Raw genomic sequence first — 16,964 nt, forward strand, 5'->3', positions numbered from 1 at the left:
AATAATTTGGCAAGCCGGGCCGGAATTTCACTGGAGCGACGCTGGACACCGCCTGTTCAACCGCTCAAATTCCCCGGTTGAACGCCCTGCAGGCAATTGCGTGAATGCCGAGGTTGCGGTTTTCCAAAGCGCCGACCTATCGTCTGGAATCCGCGAGAAGAGGCGCTCCGAAAGGAAAGGCATGTCCGTGCTGCCCGAGGTTCGTGACCAGTCCGACTCGTACTCACTGCTCCATCTCATCCAGGGCGCGGTGATCACCCAGGCGATCTCCGTCGCGGCCAGGCTCGGCATCGCGGACGTGCTGGCCGACGGCCCGCTGTCCGCCGGGGACATCGCGGCACGGGTCGGCTCCGACCCCGGCGCGACCCACCGCGTCCTGCGCGCGCTCGCCGGCCACAAGGTGTTCGCCGTCCGTGCGGACGGCCGCTACGAGCACACCCCGCTGTCCGACAAGCTCCGCGAGGACGCACCGGACTCGATGCGCGGCTTCGCCCTGCTGATGAACCACCCCACACTGTGGGAGGAATGGGGCCACCTGTCCGCCACCGTGGAGACCGGCGAGGCCAACCTGCCCAAGCTGCGCGGCACCGGCGCGCTGGACTTCTTCCACGCCAACCCCGGCTACGCGCGGGTGTTCTTCCAGGCGTTCGGCGAACTCTCGGCCTCGGAGACCGACCCGATCCTGGCCGCCTACGACTTCTCCCGGTTCGGCACCGTCGTGGACGTCATCGCCGGCCGCGGCAACCTCCTGGCGGGCATCCTCAAGCAGGCGCCGGACGTCAAGGGCGTGCTGTACGACTCCGAGGTCGCCACCGTGGACTCGCCGGCGCTCTTCGAGGCGGCCGGAGTCGCGGACCGGCTCACCATCGCCCACGGCGGCTACCTCGGCCAACTGCCCGCGGGCGCCGACGCCTACGTGTTCAAGCACATCATCCACGACTTCCACGAGGCCGACGCCGTCACGGCCCTGCGCAACGCGCGCGAGGCGATCGCCCCGGGCGGCAGGCTGCTCGTCGTCGAGTACGTGCTCCCGGAGAACAACGAGAAGCACCTCGGCCACACCATCGACCTCTGGCTGATGCTGATGCTCGGTGCCCGGGAGCGCACCCGCGCCGAGTACGCCGAACTGTTCGCCAAGGCCGGCTTCGAACTGACCGGGGTCGTTGCCACCAGCGCGCCGGTCTCGGTCATCGAGGGCATCCCGGTCTGAGGCCGCCCCACGCAACCGACTCATCCACGCATACCGCACAGGAGAAGACCCGATGACTCCACGGATGGACAACCCCTCCCTGGTCGTTCCCGGCGCCCTGCAGCCCCTGCTCGACCTGACCGAGGTCATCGGCAAGGTGGGCGTACCGCAGACCACCCTCGACCTCGTCCGGCTGCGCGTCAGCGAGATCAACGGCCGCGCGTACACCTTCCCGGACGACCCCGGGGAGGCGGCCAAGGCGGACGCCCGCCTGCCGCGGGTGGCCGGCTGGCGCGGCGAGAGCTGCTTCGACGACGCCGAGCGCGCCGCGCTGGAGATGGCCGAGGCCGTCACGCTGATGACCGACCCGCAGGACATGGCGTCGGACGAGATCTGGGAGAAGTCCGCCGAGTACTACACCGCCGAGCAGCTCGGCGCGCTGGTCATGCACATCGGCCTGGTCAACTTCTGGAACCGGGTGAACGTCGCCACCCGCCAGGAAGCCGCGGCCTGGCGCTGAGGAAGGGAGACGGCACTGTGCTGAAGCTCATCAACGCCGGACTGGGCAGGACCGGCACGACCTCACTGAAGGCGGCCCTGGACCGGCTCGGTCTCGGCCCCTGCTTCCACATGTTCGATATCGTCGGCGACACGGCACGGCTGAAGCGGTGGGAGGGGATCGTCTGCGACGGCCACAGCCCCGACTGGGGGGCCGTCTTCGACGGCTACCACTGCGCCGTGGACGGCCCCTGCGCCGTGTACTACCGGCAGATCGGCGAGGCGTTCCCCGACGCCAAGGTGATCCTGACGGTGCGTGACGCCGAGAGCTGGTACCGCAGTACGCACGACACGCTGTACCAGTTCGCCCTGCGCAGCATGGCGCACCCGCCCGAGCCCGGCAGCCCGCAGGCCAGGCTGTTCCGGATCACCAACACCATGATCTGGGACGGCCTGTTCGGCGGCCGGTTCCGCGACAAGGACCACGCCATCGAGGTCTACCACCGGCACAACGAGGAGGTGGTGCGCACCCTGGGCGCGGACAACGTCCTCGTCTACGACGTGCGGCAGGGCTGGGAGCCGCTGTGCGACTTCCTGGGGGCCGACGCCCCGCGGGAGGAGTTCCCGCGGACCAACGACACCGCGTCCATGCGGCAGCGGGTCGCCAGGGCGGCCCAAGCCGCCGCGGCGGCCACCGGCTGAGCCGGCGAGGAGCCTTCGGTGCTGATAACGGAAATGACGGTCCCCGGCGCGTACCGCGTCGAACCCGAGCCGCTGAGCGACCGGCGCGGCCACTTCTTCGAATCCGTGCGGGCCGGCTCCCTGCTGGCCCACAGCGGCTGGGAGTTCACCGTCCGCCAGGTCAACTACTCGGTGTCCCGGCGCAACACCCTGCGCGGTGTCCACGGCACGACCCTCCCGCCCGGCCAGGCGAAGTTCGTCACCTGCGTGCGGGGCGCCGCCCTCGACATCGCCGTCGACCTGCGGGTGGGGTCGCCGACGTTCGGCCACTACGACGTCACCCACCAGAGCCCGCGGACGGGGACGGCCGTGTACCTGCCCGACGGCGTCGGGCACGCCTTTCTCGCCCTCACCGACGACACGTGCATGAGCTACCTGTGCTCGCAGGAGTACGTGCCGGGGACGATGATCGACGTCGACGCCCTCGACCCGGCTCTCGCCCTGCCCTGGGACCTGAAGGAGCCGCCGATCCGCTCGGACAAGGACGCCGCGGCGCCCACCCTCGCCGAGGCGGCGGCCGCGGGCCTGCTGCCCACCTACGACCAGTGCCCCCCGCGTCGGCTCACGGCACGGACCGGACGATAGCCCGTGAGCTGCGGCGGCCCGCGCCCACGGGCGCCGGCCGCCGCCGCTCACTGTCCCGGCGGCCCGCGAGGCCTCGACCCCCGCTCACCGGGGCTCCTCACCGAGGGCGTGCGCGCGGATGCGGGCCATCAGCCCCGCCTGCCGCACCAGGTCGCGGTGGTGCCCCGCCCGCGCCGCCGGATCGCGCACGGCGTCGTGGAACGCGGTGAACACGCCGAGGAACTGGTCCGACGCCGGAGCGACGATCCGCGTCTCACGGTCCTTCTGCTGCAGGCGCAGCACCGGACGGGCGCTGTGCGAGGGCGTGAACGCCCATTCCAGAACCAGCCGCCCCTCGCTTCCCCACAGGTCGTACGTCGACCGGTAGCCGTGGGACAGACCGAAGGAGCAGTGGGCGGTGACGCCGCCGTCGTCGCCCAGCAGCGCCACCCCGGAGACGTCCACGCCGAGGTCCGGGTCGAACTTCAGGCCGGCCCCCAGGACCCGCGCCGACGGCCCGAGGTACTCCTGGGCGGCGCGCACCGGATAGCAGCCGACCTCCCACAGCGCCCCGCCGCCGAGGTCCGCCTGGTACTTGATCCCGCGCGGGTCGGTCGGCGGAATGCCGAACGCGCCGTTGTAGGCCCGCAGTTCCCCGATCGCCCCGTCGGCCACCAGGGACTGCGCCTGCTCGTGCTGGGGGTGCCGGAGGAACGCGAAGTTCTCCATGACGACCAGTGCGCGCTCCTCGGCGAGCGCGACGAGATCCCGGGCACTGTCCTCGGCGGGCACCGCGGGCTTCTCCAGCAGGACGTGCTTGCCCGCCTCCAGCGCCCGCCGCGCCCACGTGGCGTGCTCGCTGTTCGGCAGCGGGATGTAGACCGCGTCGACGCCGGGCAGTTCCAGCAGCCGCTCGTAACCCTCGACGGCCGCGCAGCCGGCGGTGGCCGCGACGTCCTCGGCCTTCTTTCGGGACCGGCTCGCGACCGCCACCAGCCGAAACGGTGACCGGTGGACCGCGGGCAGGGCCCGCCGCACGGCGATGTCGGCGCACCCGATGATGCCGATACCGGCCCTCTGCTCGGATTCGAGAACGGGCGTCAGATCTTCGATTTCCACAGGTCCACCTAAACGACGACAGTAAATGCGCATGCCTGAACCGGTATGCCGCCAGCCTGAGTAAGCAGACCCGCTCCTGTCAACAGGAACGCAATTCAGGTGGCCGCGGGAAAACTTTCGGGCGGGAGCCGGCCACCGATAAAGTGCGGGCACGCCCAATTGGCACGAAGTTACTGAGGAGGCGCCACGGTGAAGGGCATCATCCTGGCCGGCGGCAATGGCACGAGGCTCCATCCGATCACTCTCGGAGTCTCGAAGCAAATGCTCCCGGTCTACGACAAGCCGATGATTTACTACCCGCTGTCGGCCCTGATGCTGGCGGGGGTCACCGAAATAGAGATCATCACCACGCCCGAGGACTCGGAGATGTTCCGGCGACTGCTGGGCGACGGCTCCTGGCTGGGCATCACCCTGACCTACGCGGAGCAGGACAAGCCCCGCGGGCTCGCCGACGCGTTCCTGGTCTGCGCGGACCACATCGGGGACGACTCCGTCGCCCTGGTGCTGGGCGACAACATCTTCCACGGGTACGAGTTCGGGCCCATGATCCAAAGGGCCGCGCAGGACATCGAGGGCTGCGTCCTGTTCGGCTACCCGGTGCGCGACCCGGAGCGCTACGGCGTCGGCACCCTCGACGAGCAGGGCAGGCTCGTCGCCCTCGAGGAGAAGCCCGCCAACCCGCAGACCAACATGGCGATCACCGGGCTGTACCTCTACGACAACCAGGTCGTGGACATCGCCCGGAAACTGCGGCCCTCGGAACGCGGCGAGCTGGAGATCACCGACCTCAACCGCGTCTACCTGGAACGCGGCGAGGCCAGGCTGGTCCCGCTCGGCCGCGGATTCGTCTGGCTGGACACCGGAACCCACGACGCGCTCATGGAGGCCGGGGACTACGTCCAGGTCCTGGAACACCGCCAGGGCGTGCGCATCGCCTGCCTCGAGGAGATCGCCTGGCGCATGGGCTACATCGACCAGGAGTCCTGCTACCGGCTCGGCAGCCGCCTCGCGAACTCCTCCTACGGCCGCTACGTCATGGAAATGGCCCAGGCCGGCTGATCCCGCGCCGCATCCGCGCGGTCCCCGCATCCCCCAACGGAAGAAGTGCGACAGCCATGAAAATACTGTTCACCGTCGGCGGCAGCCAGGCGGCCGTCTTCGGCGTCGCCCCCCTCGCCGCCGCCGCCCGCAACGCCGGCCACGAGATCCTGCTGGCCGCCGACGAACCGCTGATGCGGGCCGCGCAGTCCGTCGGGCTTCCCGCGGTCTGCATCACCCCCGAGCGCATGCGCCACGGCCAGGACGCCACGACGGCCGCCGTCCGGATCGACGCCCTGCTGGACCTGACCCGGCAGTGGAGCCCCGACCTGGTCGTCGGCGGCCTGTCCCACGTCCCCCGGGTGCTCGCCGCCCGGCTCAAGGTCCCCTACGTCCGCCACATCTGGCACATCGCCCCGATGGCACGCCGCGACCGCACGGCGGTGGCGGAACTCCGGCCGCAGCTCGAGCGCCTCGGGCTGACCGAACTGCCGGCGCCCGACCTCTTCATCGACCTGTGCCCGCCGTCCCTGCGCCCGCCCGGCACCCCCGCCGGACGGGCGATGCGCTGGGTCCCCCGGGTGAGCCAGCGCCGGATCGAGCCGTGGATGTACACCCGCCCCGAGGGCCGCCGCCGGGTACTGATCACCGCGGGCACCCGCAACCTGATGCTCGAGACCCCCGGCAGTTCGCTGCGCAGGCTGGTGGACGGGCTGACCGGGGCGGGAGCCGAGGTGCTGATCGCGGCGCTGCCCGAGGCCGCCGAGCGCTACGGCGCGGACCTGGGCGACGTACGCATCGGCTGGATCCCCCTGGACGTCGTCGCCCCTACCTGTGACCTGGCGGTCCACCACGGCGGTGCCACCACGGCCATGACCCTGGTCAACGCGGGCGTGCCCCAGTTGATCCTCCCCGACAACGGCTACGGCAAGGCCGTCGCGGAGGCCGTCAGCGGCTTCGGCGCCGCCGTGACGGTGGACCGGCACCGGCCGCAGGAGGGACAGGACCCGGACGAGGTGATCGTCGCGGCCTGCCGGGAGATCCTCGCCGACCCGCGGTACGCCGAGCGCACCCGCGCCCTCGCCGCCGAGACCGCCGCGCTGCCGACCCCGGACCAGGTGCTGCGCGAGATCGAGGCCCTCGCCGCCCGCTGACCGGCCGCGCCGGACCCGGCCCGGCGGCAGCGCGAGTCGCCCTGAGACCGGCGGAGAGGTGCTCCGTGGTCCCAGGGCGACTCGCGCTGCCCCCCGGGGGAGAGGGGGAGAGGGCGCCGCGCCGGCCGTCAGGCCAGCGCCTCCAGCTTGGGCACGATCTCGGCGGGGGCGGGAAGCGTCGCGATCTCCTTGGCGAGGAACTGCGTCCGCTCGGTGTAGCTCGGGTTCTCCAGCAGTTCCCGGCAGGCCTCGGCGATCACTTCGCCCGGAGCCCTGTCGGGCTCCTGCGCCTGCGGCCACAGCGTCTTGCCGGCACCGAAGCCGGTGATGGCCTTGGCGATGGCCTCCCGGTGGTAGTTCGGCGGGAACTCCGGCGGGTTCTCCGGGATGACCAACTGCGGCACGCCGTTGGCCATGAGGGTCGTCGCGGTGGTCGCCCCGCCGTGGTGGACCGCCAGGTCACAGGTGGCGGCGGTGACGTCGATCGGGATCCAGCCGACGCGCGCGTCGCCCAGCTCGGAGCCGAACCGCTCGACGGCGCCGGGGTTCGACGCGATCAGCGTCTCGGCGCCCAGCTTGTCCAGCTCCCTGACCAGCAGCGGCATGGACCAGCCCGGGTCCCGGAACATCAGGCTGCGGAAACCGGAGGTGATCACCACCCGCCGGCGCCCCTCGGGGCGGGTGTACATCCAGCGCTCCAGCCGGCGCTGCGGGTTGCTGGGGATCCAGCGCATCGGCTGCGCGGCCGGGTCGTGGGACGGCCGCAGCGACGGCGGCGTCGAGTCCAGGAGCAGGTCGGGCTTGAGGAGCCCGTCCACGCCCAGCCGCTCCATCTCGGGGCGCAGCTCCTGCTCGGCGCCCGGGTCGATGCCGGTGAGCGGAATGCCCAGGTACTCGATGTGGCGCACGTACGGGACCTTCAGGTGGGCGGCGAGCAGCATCGCGGCGTAACTCTGCGAGCTGCCCACGACCACGTCCGGGGTCCAGTCCCTGGCCAGCTCCAGCAGGGACCGGACCCCGGCCAGGCCCATCCTCGCGAAGCCGCGGCCCTGTCCGAGCATCTCCTCGTCGCCCAGCTCCCGGGGGAACCGCAGGCCCTTGCCCGGGTTGGTGATCCGCATGAAGTGCCGGATCGGGTCGACGGTGAAGCAGAACGTGGGAAGGCCGATGGCCTCCGCGGTCTCCACCCACGGTTCGTGGGCGGCCAGCACGACGTGGTGGCCCGCGTTGCGCGCGGCCGTCGCCAGCGGGGCAGCGGCATAGTAGGTGGCCTGGCTGCCCGTGGTTATGAACAGGATTTTCATGGCACTCCGGATGCTTTTCGTGGGACGCGGCCTACAGCATTAGCGGACAGTACCGATGGTCCTCAGTGCCGCCTTTTTCTGTCAAACACCAGCAATTGACAAGCCTGTTCAATCGCGGATTTCCCGCAGTTGAACAGGGTATTCGCCCGATCTCGTTGCGCAGCCCTCGGACGCTGACCATCATGAGACCGGTACGTGTGGCCAGGAAGCCTCAGAAAAATCGGATCCCGAAAGTCGGTGGCACGCATGAACAACCTGATCTACAAAGCCCGTATGGCCCTGCGTGACGTCATGGAAGTGAACATCTACAGCCAGGGAAACGACAAGGTCTACCTGACCGTTTTCCCGGAGCTGGTCTGGGAGGGCACCGAGAAGACGCAGCCGGAAAAGGTCGTCCGGAACGTCATCGGCCGCCTCCACGACATGGACCTGGACGTCGACGGCGGGGAGTCGGCCGTCCGGACCCTGCTGGACTCCGGCGCCGTCGAGATCGTCCGCAAGGCCGCCTGACCGCGCCGCCGGTACCCGCACACCGGCTTTCGCCGCGCACGACCCCGCCCGGACACCCCCGGGCCGCCCCCTCGAGTGCCCGCGCCGACCACCGCCGCGGGCACTCGCCGCGTCAGTGGTGACCGCCGCCCGCGGGCCGGTGGGCGGCCGGGCCGACCACGAGCGGGCGCACCATGTGCTGCTCGTGCTCCAGCATGTGACAGTGGTGGACCCCCCTGCCGACGACGGGGAAACGGACCGCCACGGTGACCAGCTCGCCCGGGGTGCCGTTCGGACCGGGGATGATCTGGCCGGCCGTACCCACCCTGACGGTGTCCTTCTCCCCGAGCTCGTGCGGTTCCAGCTCCGCCGCCCCCAGGAACGCGACCGGCCTGGCGGAGCCGCGCACGACCCGGTCGAAGCCGGTCACGTCGTAGTTCTCGCGGGACAGCACCTGGAAGTGGGCCAGGTGGATGTGCATGGGGTGCGGAGCGGCGGCGAGGTTGAGGTACTTCCAGATCTCCACACCCCGGTGCGCCACGGTGAACGCGTTGCCGTCGTCGTAGCGCATGGCCGTCCGGCGCAGCGTCGTGACCGTGCCCTCGGCGTCCTCGACCTGGACGACCCCGGCGGACGGGAACGCGATCCCCTCCGCGTCGGCCCGCTCCACCTCCTCCATCTCCCACAGTTCGGGCACGTTGGCCGAGCCCGGCCCGACCAGCACCACCCACCGGGGCCGGCCGCCGTGCGGCAGGTCGTGGTGCGTGGACCGTCTGAAGGCGGGCGAGAGTCTCCCGGGCGGCGTGAACCGGCCGGCGGATCCGCGGCCGGCCACGCGGAACTGCATCACGTCGGGCTCCAGCAGGTCGTGCCGGGTGCTGGAGCCGCCGGGCACAACGCCCTCCATCGTGTTGACCAGCTTGACGGACCGGCCGCGGAACGCACTGAAGTCGACCAGCACGTCGGCGCGCTCACCGGGGGAGAGGTTGAGCGCCCCCTCGACCGGCAGCGGCCTGTCGATCAGCCCCTGGTCGCTGCCGATCACCTGGAAGGCCCCGGGGACGGGCCGGCCGTCGGCCAGCAGCATCAGCCGGTAGATCCGGGAGTTGGCCGTGTTGACGATCCGGAACCGGTACCAGCGCGGCTGGACCTCCAGGTAGGGCCAGACCACACCGTTGACCAGGGTGTAGGGGGCCGCGTGCGCACGCATGAGCTTCGCGTTGACCATCTCCACCTTGTGGACCAGGCGTCCGGTGAGGGCCCCCGATCCGTCCAGCGCGAAGTTGCGGTCACTGAGGACCAGCGGCACCTCGTGGCCGCCCCGGGGCAGGCCCAGCGCACGCTCCTGCGCGTCGCGGCAGACGAACAGGCCCGCCAGACCGGCGTACACGCTGAAGCGGCTGACGTGGTGGGTGTGGTCGTGGTACCAGAGCATGGTCGCGGCCTGGTCGTTCGGGTACGCCGACAGTTGCTCCTCGCCCGGACCGACGAGGTTCTCCATCCAGCCGTCGTTGCCGCCGCCGGTCAGCATGCCGTGCAGGTGCACCGCCGCCCACGGCCCCAGGTCCGCCACCCCGGGCACCTCCCGGCAGCCCTCGGTGCCGGGATAGTTGGACAGCGGGTCGGGCATGGGACCGCCGGGCCGGCCGAACTCGACGGCGGTGACCGGCATGTTCCCCGTCAGGTGGTTCTCCCAGACGACCCGCAGCCGGCGGCCGCGGACCGTCTCGATCGTCGGCCCGGGGTAGCTGCCCTCGTACGTCCACATCCGCACCGGCGCCAGCTCCGAGTGCACGGTGACGTCGGCGGTGCGCAGGCGCACGGTCAGTTCGTCGTGCCCGCCGCGCCCACGCGGACGCAGCACCGGCGGCGTACGCAGCGGATCCCTGAACTTGGTCAGCAGCAGCCCGTCCGCCGACGGCTCGGCACCTTCGGACGCCGCCCCGCCCGGGACGGCGAAGACGGAGGACGACGGCACGAGCGCGCCCAGGCCGGCCACGGCACCGCCCCGCAGCAGGGTGCGCCGGTTGATCCCGGGCGAGCTGGGTATTTCGGCAGACGCAGTCTCCATGCGCCGGATCGTAGGCAATGACCCCTCCAGATCCGCTCGAAGACCGCTGCACGGCACGGCCGTTCACCGGCCGCCCCGGCCGCCCCGGCGGGCCGCGCGGCCCGCCGCCTACACGGCCGCCATCTCGGTGTCCCGGCGCACCAGCGTGGCGTAGTGGCCGCCGAGGGCGAGCAGCTCGTCGTGCGTGCCCCGCTCGGCGACGCGCCCCTGCTCCAGGACGAGGATCTCGTCGGCGTTGCGGACGGTCGACAGCCGGTGTGCGACCGTGATGGTGGTGCGGCCCGCGCTCGCCGCGTCGATGGCCTTCTGGACGGACCGCTCGGTCTGGGTGTCCAGCGCGCTGGTGGCCTCGTCGAGCACCAGCACGGGCGGGTCGCGCAGGATGGCGCGGGCGATGGCCAGCCGCTGCTTCTCCCCGCCGGAGAACCGGTATCCGCGCTCGCCGACCACCGTGTCGTAGCCGTCGGGCAGCGACATCAGGTAGTCGTGGATGTGCGCCACCCGCGCCGCCGCGACCAGCTCCTCGTCACTCGCGTCGGGCTTGGCGAACCTCAGGTTGTCGGCGACCGACGCGTGGAAGAGGTAGGTCTCCTGGGAGACGACACCGACGGCGGCGGCGAGCGTGTCGAACGACAGGTCGCGCACGTCGACGCCGTCGATCGTCACGGTGCCGGACGTCGCGTCGTACAGACGCGGTATGAGATAGCTCAGCGTGGTCTTGCCCGACCCGGTCTCCCCGACGACGGCGAGGCTGTGCCCGGCGGGAACGGTCACCTCGACACCGTCCAGCGTCGGCCGCTGGGCGCCCGCGTAGCGGAACCCGACCCCGCGCAGCCGCACCTCGCCCCGCAGACTCGCCGGAACCACCGGCCGCTCCGGCTCGGCCACGTCGACGGGCAGGTCGAGGTACTCGAAGATACGCCCGAACAACTCCAGTGAACTCTGGATGTCCAGACCGATGGTCAGCAGCCGCTGCGCCGGCCGGAACAGGATCTGCTGGAGGGTGGCGAAGGCGACCAGCGCGCCGATGGAGATGGACATCCGGCCGCCGCTGCCGGTCAGCCCCGCCACCCAGTAGATCACCGCGGGCATGGCCGCCATGACGACCCAGATCGTGGACTGGTACCACAGGCCCGCCGTACTCGCGCGCACCTCGATGTCGGTGAGCTTGCGGGACTGACCGGCGAACGCGTCGCTCAGCGAACGCGAACGGCCCATGGTGTGACCGAGCATGATGCCGCTGACCGACAGCGACTCCTGCACGTTCGACGACAGGTCGGCGAACTGGCGCTGCCGCGCCCGGGTGAGCACGCGCAGTTCGTCCCCGACGTGGCGGCTCACCCAGACGAAGCCCGGCAGGACGACCAGCGACGCCAGCGTGAGCCGCCAGTCGAGCAGGGCCATGGCGGTGACCGTGGTGATGACGGTGGTCACGTCCGACACCAGCGCCGTCGCGGTGGTCGTCACGGTCACCTGCATCCCGCCGATGTCGTTGGCGATCCGCGACTGGACCTCACCGGTACGCGTCCGGGTGAAGAAGGCCAGCGACATCCGCTGCAGATGGGAGTAGACGGCGGTGCGCAGATCGTGCATGACGAGCTGGCCGACCCTGGCGGACAGATACGTCTGCCACACGTTGAACGCGCTGTTCGAGACCGCGACGACGACCATGCCCAGGGCGAGCAGGGACAGCAGTCCGGTCCTGCCCTGCGGCAGCGCCACATCGATGATCTCGCGGATCAGGAACGGGTTGACCAGGGAGACCAGGGAGGACGCCGCGACCAGGAACCCGACGGACAGCAGGCTCCTGCGGTACGGAACGAACAGCTTGAGGATGCGCCGCTTGTGCACGGGAACACGCGCAGTGGCCGACCCGGTGGTGGTCACCCTGTTCTCCTTGTCCTCGGTGGTGAACGGTCGGTTGCCGCGGGCCGCGGTCACCTCTCACAGGTGCTTGACCGGTCTCACAGGTGCTTGACCGGAGCCGTCCACCGGACGAACTCCTCCTCCGACAGCGGCGGCAGGCACGGCTGCTCGGCAGGCGGGATCGCGTACCCGCTCCAGGGGTGCGGCGGGTGCGTGCCGTACCACCCGAACCCCATCCATGTGAGGCCCACGCCGAGGCTCCTGCCGATGGCCCTCGTGGCGGATGCGCGCCGTGCCCGCATGACGGTCTCCGTTTCGCCGGTCAACCATTCACCGCCACCTTGGTGGACGCCTCTCAAGGATCAGCGGGTGATCCGTCGAGTCCCGCTGGAGGCAGCGCCGAGCCGGCGAGCGCCTGCGGCCGTGGGCGATGACGGGCAGGGCAGGGCGGAGCGGACCGGACGGTGCAGCACGGGACGGTTCAGCTCCTCACCAGCAGGCCGCGGCTGCGCAGGACCCATCGCTCCAGGGGGCTGAAGACGAGGAGGTCGATGGCGATGCCGACGGTCAGGATCAGCAGGATGGCTTCGAAGACCATGGCCATGTCGCTGGCGTTGCGGCCGTTCTCGAGGAGCTGGCCGAGTCCGACGCCGAGGTCGGGGAAGGAGGCGATGATCTCGGCGGCCATCAGGGAGCGCCAGGAGAACGCCCAGCCCTGCTTGAGGCCGGCGACGTAGCCGGGCAGCGCGGCCGGCAGGACGATGTGCCAGGTGCCCTTCAGTCCCGTGGCGCCCAGTGTGCGGCCCGCGCGCAGGAAGACGGGGGAGATCTGGTCGACGCCGGAAACCAGGCCGTTGGCGATGGAGGGTACGGCGCCGAGGAGGATGACGGCGTACATCATCGAGTTGTTCAGGCCGAGCCAGATCACGGCGGGCGGAACCCAGGCCACGGAGGGCAGTGACTGGAGGCCGGAGAGGATCGGGCCGATCGCCGCGCGGACGAACCTGACCCGTGCCACGAGCAGCCCCAGTGGTGTGCCGATCACGAGGGCCAGCAGGAAGCCGGACAGGCCGCGCGAGACGCTGGTCCAGATGTAGCCGAGCAGTTCGCCCTCGAGCCATGCCTGGTGCAGGACGTGCCACACGTCGGACGGGGCGGGCAGTTTGGTCGGGTCGTCGACGATCTCGAAGGTGACGAGCCCCTGCCATACCGCGAGGACCAGGAGTACGGCCGCGGCGGGCGGCAGGATCTTCTCCACGAGGGTCTGCCGGAAGGGCTTGCGGCCCTGCTGCACCGTCTCCAGTGCGTCCAGGCCCGCCTCGAGGCCGGCGAGGTCGCCGCCGTCCCCGGCGCCCGGGCCCTTGGCGGGACGCGTCGTGTCAGTGCTGGCCATGGCGGCGGATCTCCCCACGCAGTTCTTCGGTGATCTCGAGGGACAGTTCCGCCACGGCGGTGTCCTCGATGCGGCGCGGATGCGGGATGCCGACGGTCCACTGGCGGGCGATGCGTCCGGGACGTGAGGAGAGCAGCACCACGCGCTCCGCGAGCCGGACGGCCTCGCGGACGTTGTGCGTGACGAACAGGACGGACAGCTTCGTCTCGCGCCAGATCCGGGTCAGTTCGTCGTGCAGCACGTCTCGCGTGATGGCGTCCAGCGCCGCGAACGGCTCGTCCATCAGCAGCACCCTGCTCTCCTGGGCGAGTGCCCGGGCCATCGCGACCCGCTGGCGCATGCCGCCCGACAGCTCGTGCACCCGCTTGCCGTGCGCGCCCTTCAGCCGGACGAGTTCGAGCAGCTCCTCCGCCTTGTCGCGGCGCTCGGACTTGGGCACGCCGCGCAGCTTCAGGGCGAGTTCGATGTTCTTGCCCGCGGTCAGCCACGGGAACAGGGCGTGCTCCTGGAACATCAGGGCCGGCCGCCCGTCCGTGGTGATCGCGCCGGCGCTCGGCTTGTCCAGGCCCGCCACCAGGTTCAGCAGGGTGGACTTGCCGCAGCCGGAGGCGCCCAGGAGGGTGACGAACTCGCCGGGTGCGACGTCGAGGGTGATGTCGTCCAGGACGAGCTGTTGTCCGGCCGGGCCCGGGAACGACTTGGAGACGTGCTCGATCCGGGCGGCGTGCGTGGCCGCCGCGGTGTCCTCGCCGGCCTTGGCGAGAGTCGTGGTCGTGGCCGTGGCGGCGTCGACGGTCTCGGCGTCCTCGATGGCGTCGGCGGCCGTGGCGAGGGGCGCGGTCGTGGCCATGGTCGTCACCTCCTGGTCCCTGGTCGTGGTCCGGGCTCACTGCCGACCGCCGAGCCCGGCGTCGTCGACCGCGGGCAGGTCCTCGGCCTTGAGGACCTTGTTGAGCAGCGTGAGGTCGTAGATGCCGTCGAGGCCGGGCTGCTCCAGCAGGCCCGCCTCCACGGCGTGGTCCGCCTGGGCCGCGAGGGTGGCGGCCAGCGGGTCGTCGGTCACCTGGAACGACTCCCACGCCGGGCCGAGCACGTCGGCGGGCAGCGCCTTGCCGACGTCGCTCCGGATCTGCTCGTTGGCGGCGTCCTTGGCTTCTTCCGGATGGGCCGCGATCCACCGGTTGGACTCCACGGACGCCCTCAGCACCGCCTCGACGGCCCTGGGGTGCTCCTCGAGGAACTCCTGGCGCACGACGATGTTGGTGGTGACGAACTCCTCGTCCGGCCACAGCGTCGACTCGTCCAGCAGCACTGTGCCGCCCTGGGCGACCAGCCGGGACGCGGTCGGCTCCGGTACCCAGGCGCCGTCGACGGACCCGGACTCGTATGCGCCCGGGGTCACCTTGTTGTCGCTGCGGACGACCGTCACGTCGCCCTTGCCGCTCTGCGCGTCGACCTTCCAGCCCTGCTCGGCGATCCAGTTGAGGAACGCGACGTCCTGCGTGTTGCCGAGCTGAGGGGTGGCGATGCGCTTGCCCTTGACGTCCTTCAGGGACTTGATCTCGTCCGGGTTCACCACCAGCTTCACCCCGCCGGAGGCCGACCCGCCGATGATCCGCAGGTTCCTGCCCTCGGACCGGGCATAGCCGTTGACCGCGGGGGAGGGGCCGATCCAGCCGATGTCGATCGAGCCGGAGTTCAGCGCCTCGATCGCGGACGGGCCCGCGTTGAAGACCGCGTACCTGGCCTCGGTGGCGCCCAGTTCCTTCTGGAAGAAGCCCTTCTGGTTGCCGACCAGCGCGGTGGCGTGCGTGACGTTGCCCAAGTAGCCGATCCGGACGGAGTCCAGACCGTCGGTCTTCTCGGCCCCGGCGGCGATCCGGACACCTCCGTCGTCCTTGGCCTGCGAGCCGTATCCGCAGCCGGCGAGGACCAGCAGCGGCAGGGCGGCAAGGAGCGCCAGGGCGCGGCGCGGGGCGGTGGTGGCAGGCACGGGAGGTGTTCCTCTCGTCGGCCCGGCGGCCGCGGTCGGCCGAGTCGTGGGATGCGTCGCTCACGCCGTGGCCGGGCCGTCCGCGCAGACAAGCCGGGGGAGCCCAGGGGGCCCATGCTTAGAAGTCCCACCCGTCGTCGGTCTCGTGCTTGACGGGCTCCGGGGTGGCGAACGACTCGCCGGCCATGCCGGCGGTGAGGGTGGTGCCGTCGCTGGGGTCGATCAGGATGAACGAGCCGGTGCGGCGGGAGTCGGCGTAGGAGTCGGCGGGCAGCGGTTCGGCGGTGCGGATCTTGACGCGGCCGATGTCGTTGGCGACGAGCTGCCCGGGGTGCGGGTGCAGGGACAGGTCGTCCAGCGTGAGCCGGGCCGGGATGTCCTTGACGATCGCCTTGACGGTGCGGGTGCCGTGCTTGAGGAGCACCCGGTGGCCCACGGTGAGGGGGGCGTCGGCGACGTGGCAGACGGTGGCCTCGACGTCCTGGCTGGTGGCCGGGGCGTCCTTGCTGGGCACGATCAGGTCGCCGCGCGAGATGTCGATGTCGTCCGCGAGCAGCAGGGTGACCGACTGCGGTGTCCAGGCGGCGTCGACGGGCTCGCCGAGCAGGTCGATGCCGGACACCGTCGAGGTGCGGCCCGAGGGCAGGACGGTGACCTCGTCGCCGATGCGGAAGGTGCCGGCGGCGATCTGTCCGGCGTAGCCGCGGTAGTCGGGGTGCTCGGCGGTGCGCGGGCGGATCACGTACTGCACGGGCAGCCGGGCGTGGCAGTGCGCCAGGTCGTGGCTGACCGGGACGGTCTCCAGGTGCTCCAGGACGGTCGGGCCGCCGTACCAGTCCATGACCGCGGACGGCTCCACCACGTTGTCCCCGGCGAGGGCCGAGATCGGGATGGCGGTGACCTCCGGGACGCCCAGCTCGAGGGCGTAGGCCGTGAACTCCTCGGCGATGGCGGCGAACACGGGCTCTTGGTAGTCGACCAGGTCCATCTTGTTGACGGCGAGGACGACGTGCGGCACGCGCAGCAGGGCGGCGATCGCGGCGTGCCGGCGGGTCTGCTCGACGACGCCGTTGCGGGCGTCGACCAGGATGACCGTCAGCTCGGCCGTGGAGGCGCCGGTGACCATGTTCCGGGTGTACTGCACGTGCCCGGGGGTGTCGGCCAGGATGAAGCGCCGGCGGGGGGTGGCGAAGTAGCGGTAGGCCACGTCGATGGTGATGCCCTGCTCGCGTTCGGCCCGCAGGCCGTCGGTGAGCAGCGCGAGGTCCGGGGCGTCCTGGCCGCGGCCGGCGGAGGCGCGCTCCACGGCCTCCAACTGGTCGGTGAGGACCGACTTGGAGTCGTGCAGCAGGCGCCCGACCAGGGTGGACTTGCCGTCGTCGACGGAGCCGGCGGTGGCGAACCGCAGCAGGGTCGTCTCCGACAACTGCCAGACCGAAAACGCCTCGGCGGCCTCGGCAGGCTCGGCGGGCTCGATGGGCTCGGCGGGTTCGGTGGGTTCGGTGGGCTCGATGGGCTCGGTGGGTTCGGTGGTGCTGGTCATGG

The 16,964-nt window shown here is 71.1% G+C and carries 16 protein-coding genes; 7 read left to right on the top strand and 9 right to left on the bottom strand.

All coding sequences use genetic code 11. The features are described from left to right. The first annotated feature begins 181 nt into the window (after positions 1 to 181). From B1H29_RS36370 to B1H29_RS36385, 4 genes are read left to right on the top strand one after another with little or no spacing between them, the layout of a single operon-like run. The gene (locus B1H29_RS36370; RefSeq protein WP_055422237.1) at positions 182 to 1,210 is read left to right on the top strand and encodes a methyltransferase; all 1,029 of its coding nucleotides are present in this window, start codon (positions 182 to 184) and stop codon (positions 1,208 to 1,210) included. A 52-nt stretch (positions 1,211 to 1,262) separates the two neighbouring features. Next, entirely contained in the window at positions 1,263 to 1,709 is a 447-nt protein-coding gene (locus tag B1H29_RS36375; protein WP_055422238.1) for a carboxymuconolactone decarboxylase family protein, read from the top strand. A gap of 17 nt (positions 1,710 to 1,726) precedes the next feature. Then, entirely contained in the window at positions 1,727 to 2,389 is a 663-nt protein-coding gene (locus tag B1H29_RS36380) for a sulfotransferase family protein (RefSeq protein WP_055422239.1), read from the top strand. A gap of 18 nt (positions 2,390 to 2,407) precedes the next feature. Then, positions 2,408 to 3,013, top strand: coding sequence for a dTDP-4-dehydrorhamnose 3,5-epimerase family protein (locus B1H29_RS36385; protein WP_055422240.1), 606 nt, complete (start codon positions 2,408 to 2,410; stop codon positions 3,011 to 3,013). Positions 3,014 to 3,097: 84 nt separating this feature from the next. On the opposite strand, the gene B1H29_RS36390 is transcribed toward B1H29_RS36385, so the two are convergent. Further along, positions 3,098 to 4,111, bottom strand: coding sequence for a Gfo/Idh/MocA family protein (locus B1H29_RS36390; protein ID WP_107095404.1), 1,014 nt, complete (start codon positions 4,109 to 4,111; stop codon positions 3,098 to 3,100). 189 nt (positions 4,112 to 4,300) lie between these two features. Between B1H29_RS36390 and rfbA the strand changes: the two genes are divergently transcribed. Both rfbA and B1H29_RS36400 read left to right on the top strand, forming a co-directional pair. After that, positions 4,301 to 5,170 carry a glucose-1-phosphate thymidylyltransferase RfbA gene (gene rfbA / locus B1H29_RS36395; protein ID WP_055422241.1) on the top strand — a complete coding sequence of 290 codons (870 nt, stop codon included), beginning with the start codon at positions 4,301 to 4,303 and terminating at the stop codon, positions 5,168 to 5,170. A 56-nt stretch (positions 5,171 to 5,226) separates the two neighbouring features. Then, positions 5,227 to 6,303: a glycosyltransferase gene (locus B1H29_RS36400; RefSeq protein WP_063787572.1), complete on the top strand. Its 1,077-nt coding sequence runs from the start codon at positions 5,227 to 5,229 to the stop codon at positions 6,301 to 6,303. 128 nt (positions 6,304 to 6,431) lie between these two features. On the opposite strand, the gene B1H29_RS36405 is transcribed toward B1H29_RS36400, so the two are convergent. Next, on the bottom strand, positions 6,432 to 7,607 hold the full coding sequence (locus B1H29_RS36405) for a glycosyltransferase (protein ID WP_055422242.1): 1,176 nt from the start codon (positions 7,605 to 7,607) through the stop codon (positions 6,432 to 6,434). A 246-nt stretch (positions 7,608 to 7,853) separates the two neighbouring features. Between B1H29_RS36405 and B1H29_RS36410 the strand changes: the two genes are divergently transcribed. After that, positions 7,854 to 8,117, top strand: a complete 264-nt coding sequence (locus B1H29_RS36410) for a hypothetical protein (protein WP_055422342.1) — start codon at positions 7,854 to 7,856, stop codon at positions 8,115 to 8,117. A gap of 112 nt (positions 8,118 to 8,229) precedes the next feature. On the opposite strand, the gene B1H29_RS36415 is transcribed toward B1H29_RS36410, so the two are convergent. From B1H29_RS36415 to B1H29_RS36445, 7 genes are all read right to left on the bottom strand, one after another. Further along, positions 8,230 to 10,167 carry a multicopper oxidase family protein gene (locus tag B1H29_RS36415; RefSeq protein ID WP_055422243.1) on the bottom strand — a complete coding sequence of 646 codons (1,938 nt, stop codon included), beginning with the start codon at positions 10,165 to 10,167 and terminating at the stop codon, positions 8,230 to 8,232. A 108-nt stretch (positions 10,168 to 10,275) separates the two neighbouring features. Then, positions 10,276 to 12,054: an ABC transporter ATP-binding protein gene (locus tag B1H29_RS36420; RefSeq protein ID WP_055422343.1), complete on the bottom strand. Its 1,779-nt coding sequence runs from the start codon at positions 12,052 to 12,054 to the stop codon at positions 10,276 to 10,278. Positions 12,055 to 12,131: 77 nt separating this feature from the next. Further along, positions 12,132 to 12,284: a hypothetical protein gene (locus B1H29_RS36425; RefSeq protein WP_234393213.1), complete on the bottom strand. Its 153-nt coding sequence runs from the start codon at positions 12,282 to 12,284 to the stop codon at positions 12,132 to 12,134. A 230-nt stretch (positions 12,285 to 12,514) separates the two neighbouring features. Continuing rightward, positions 12,515 to 13,426, bottom strand: coding sequence for an ABC transporter permease (locus tag B1H29_RS36430; RefSeq protein WP_055422244.1), 912 nt, complete (start codon positions 13,424 to 13,426; stop codon positions 12,515 to 12,517). Further along, positions 13,413 to 14,276 (bottom strand): ABC transporter ATP-binding protein, encoded by an 864-nt coding sequence (locus tag B1H29_RS36435; protein ID WP_234393214.1) that lies wholly within the window; start codon positions 14,274 to 14,276, stop codon positions 13,413 to 13,415. Before B1H29_RS36435 ends, B1H29_RS36430 begins: the two co-directional genes overlap by 14 nt. Positions 14,277 to 14,312: 36 nt before the next feature. After that, positions 14,313 to 15,419 carry an aliphatic sulfonate ABC transporter substrate-binding protein gene (locus tag B1H29_RS36440; RefSeq protein ID WP_055422245.1) on the bottom strand — a complete coding sequence of 369 codons (1,107 nt, stop codon included), beginning with the start codon at positions 15,417 to 15,419 and terminating at the stop codon, positions 14,313 to 14,315. A 118-nt stretch (positions 15,420 to 15,537) separates the two neighbouring features. Then, the gene (locus B1H29_RS36445; RefSeq protein WP_079159916.1) at positions 15,538 to 16,962 is read right to left on the bottom strand and encodes a sulfate adenylyltransferase subunit 1; all 1,425 of its coding nucleotides are present in this window, start codon (positions 16,960 to 16,962) and stop codon (positions 15,538 to 15,540) included. Positions 16,963 to 16,964: the final 2 nt, after the last annotated feature.

It is taken from the genome of Streptomyces pactum (assembly GCF_002005225.1).
In the GTDB taxonomy this organism is placed as follows: Bacteria; Actinomycetota; Actinomycetes; order Streptomycetales; family Streptomycetaceae; genus Streptomyces; species Streptomyces pactum_A.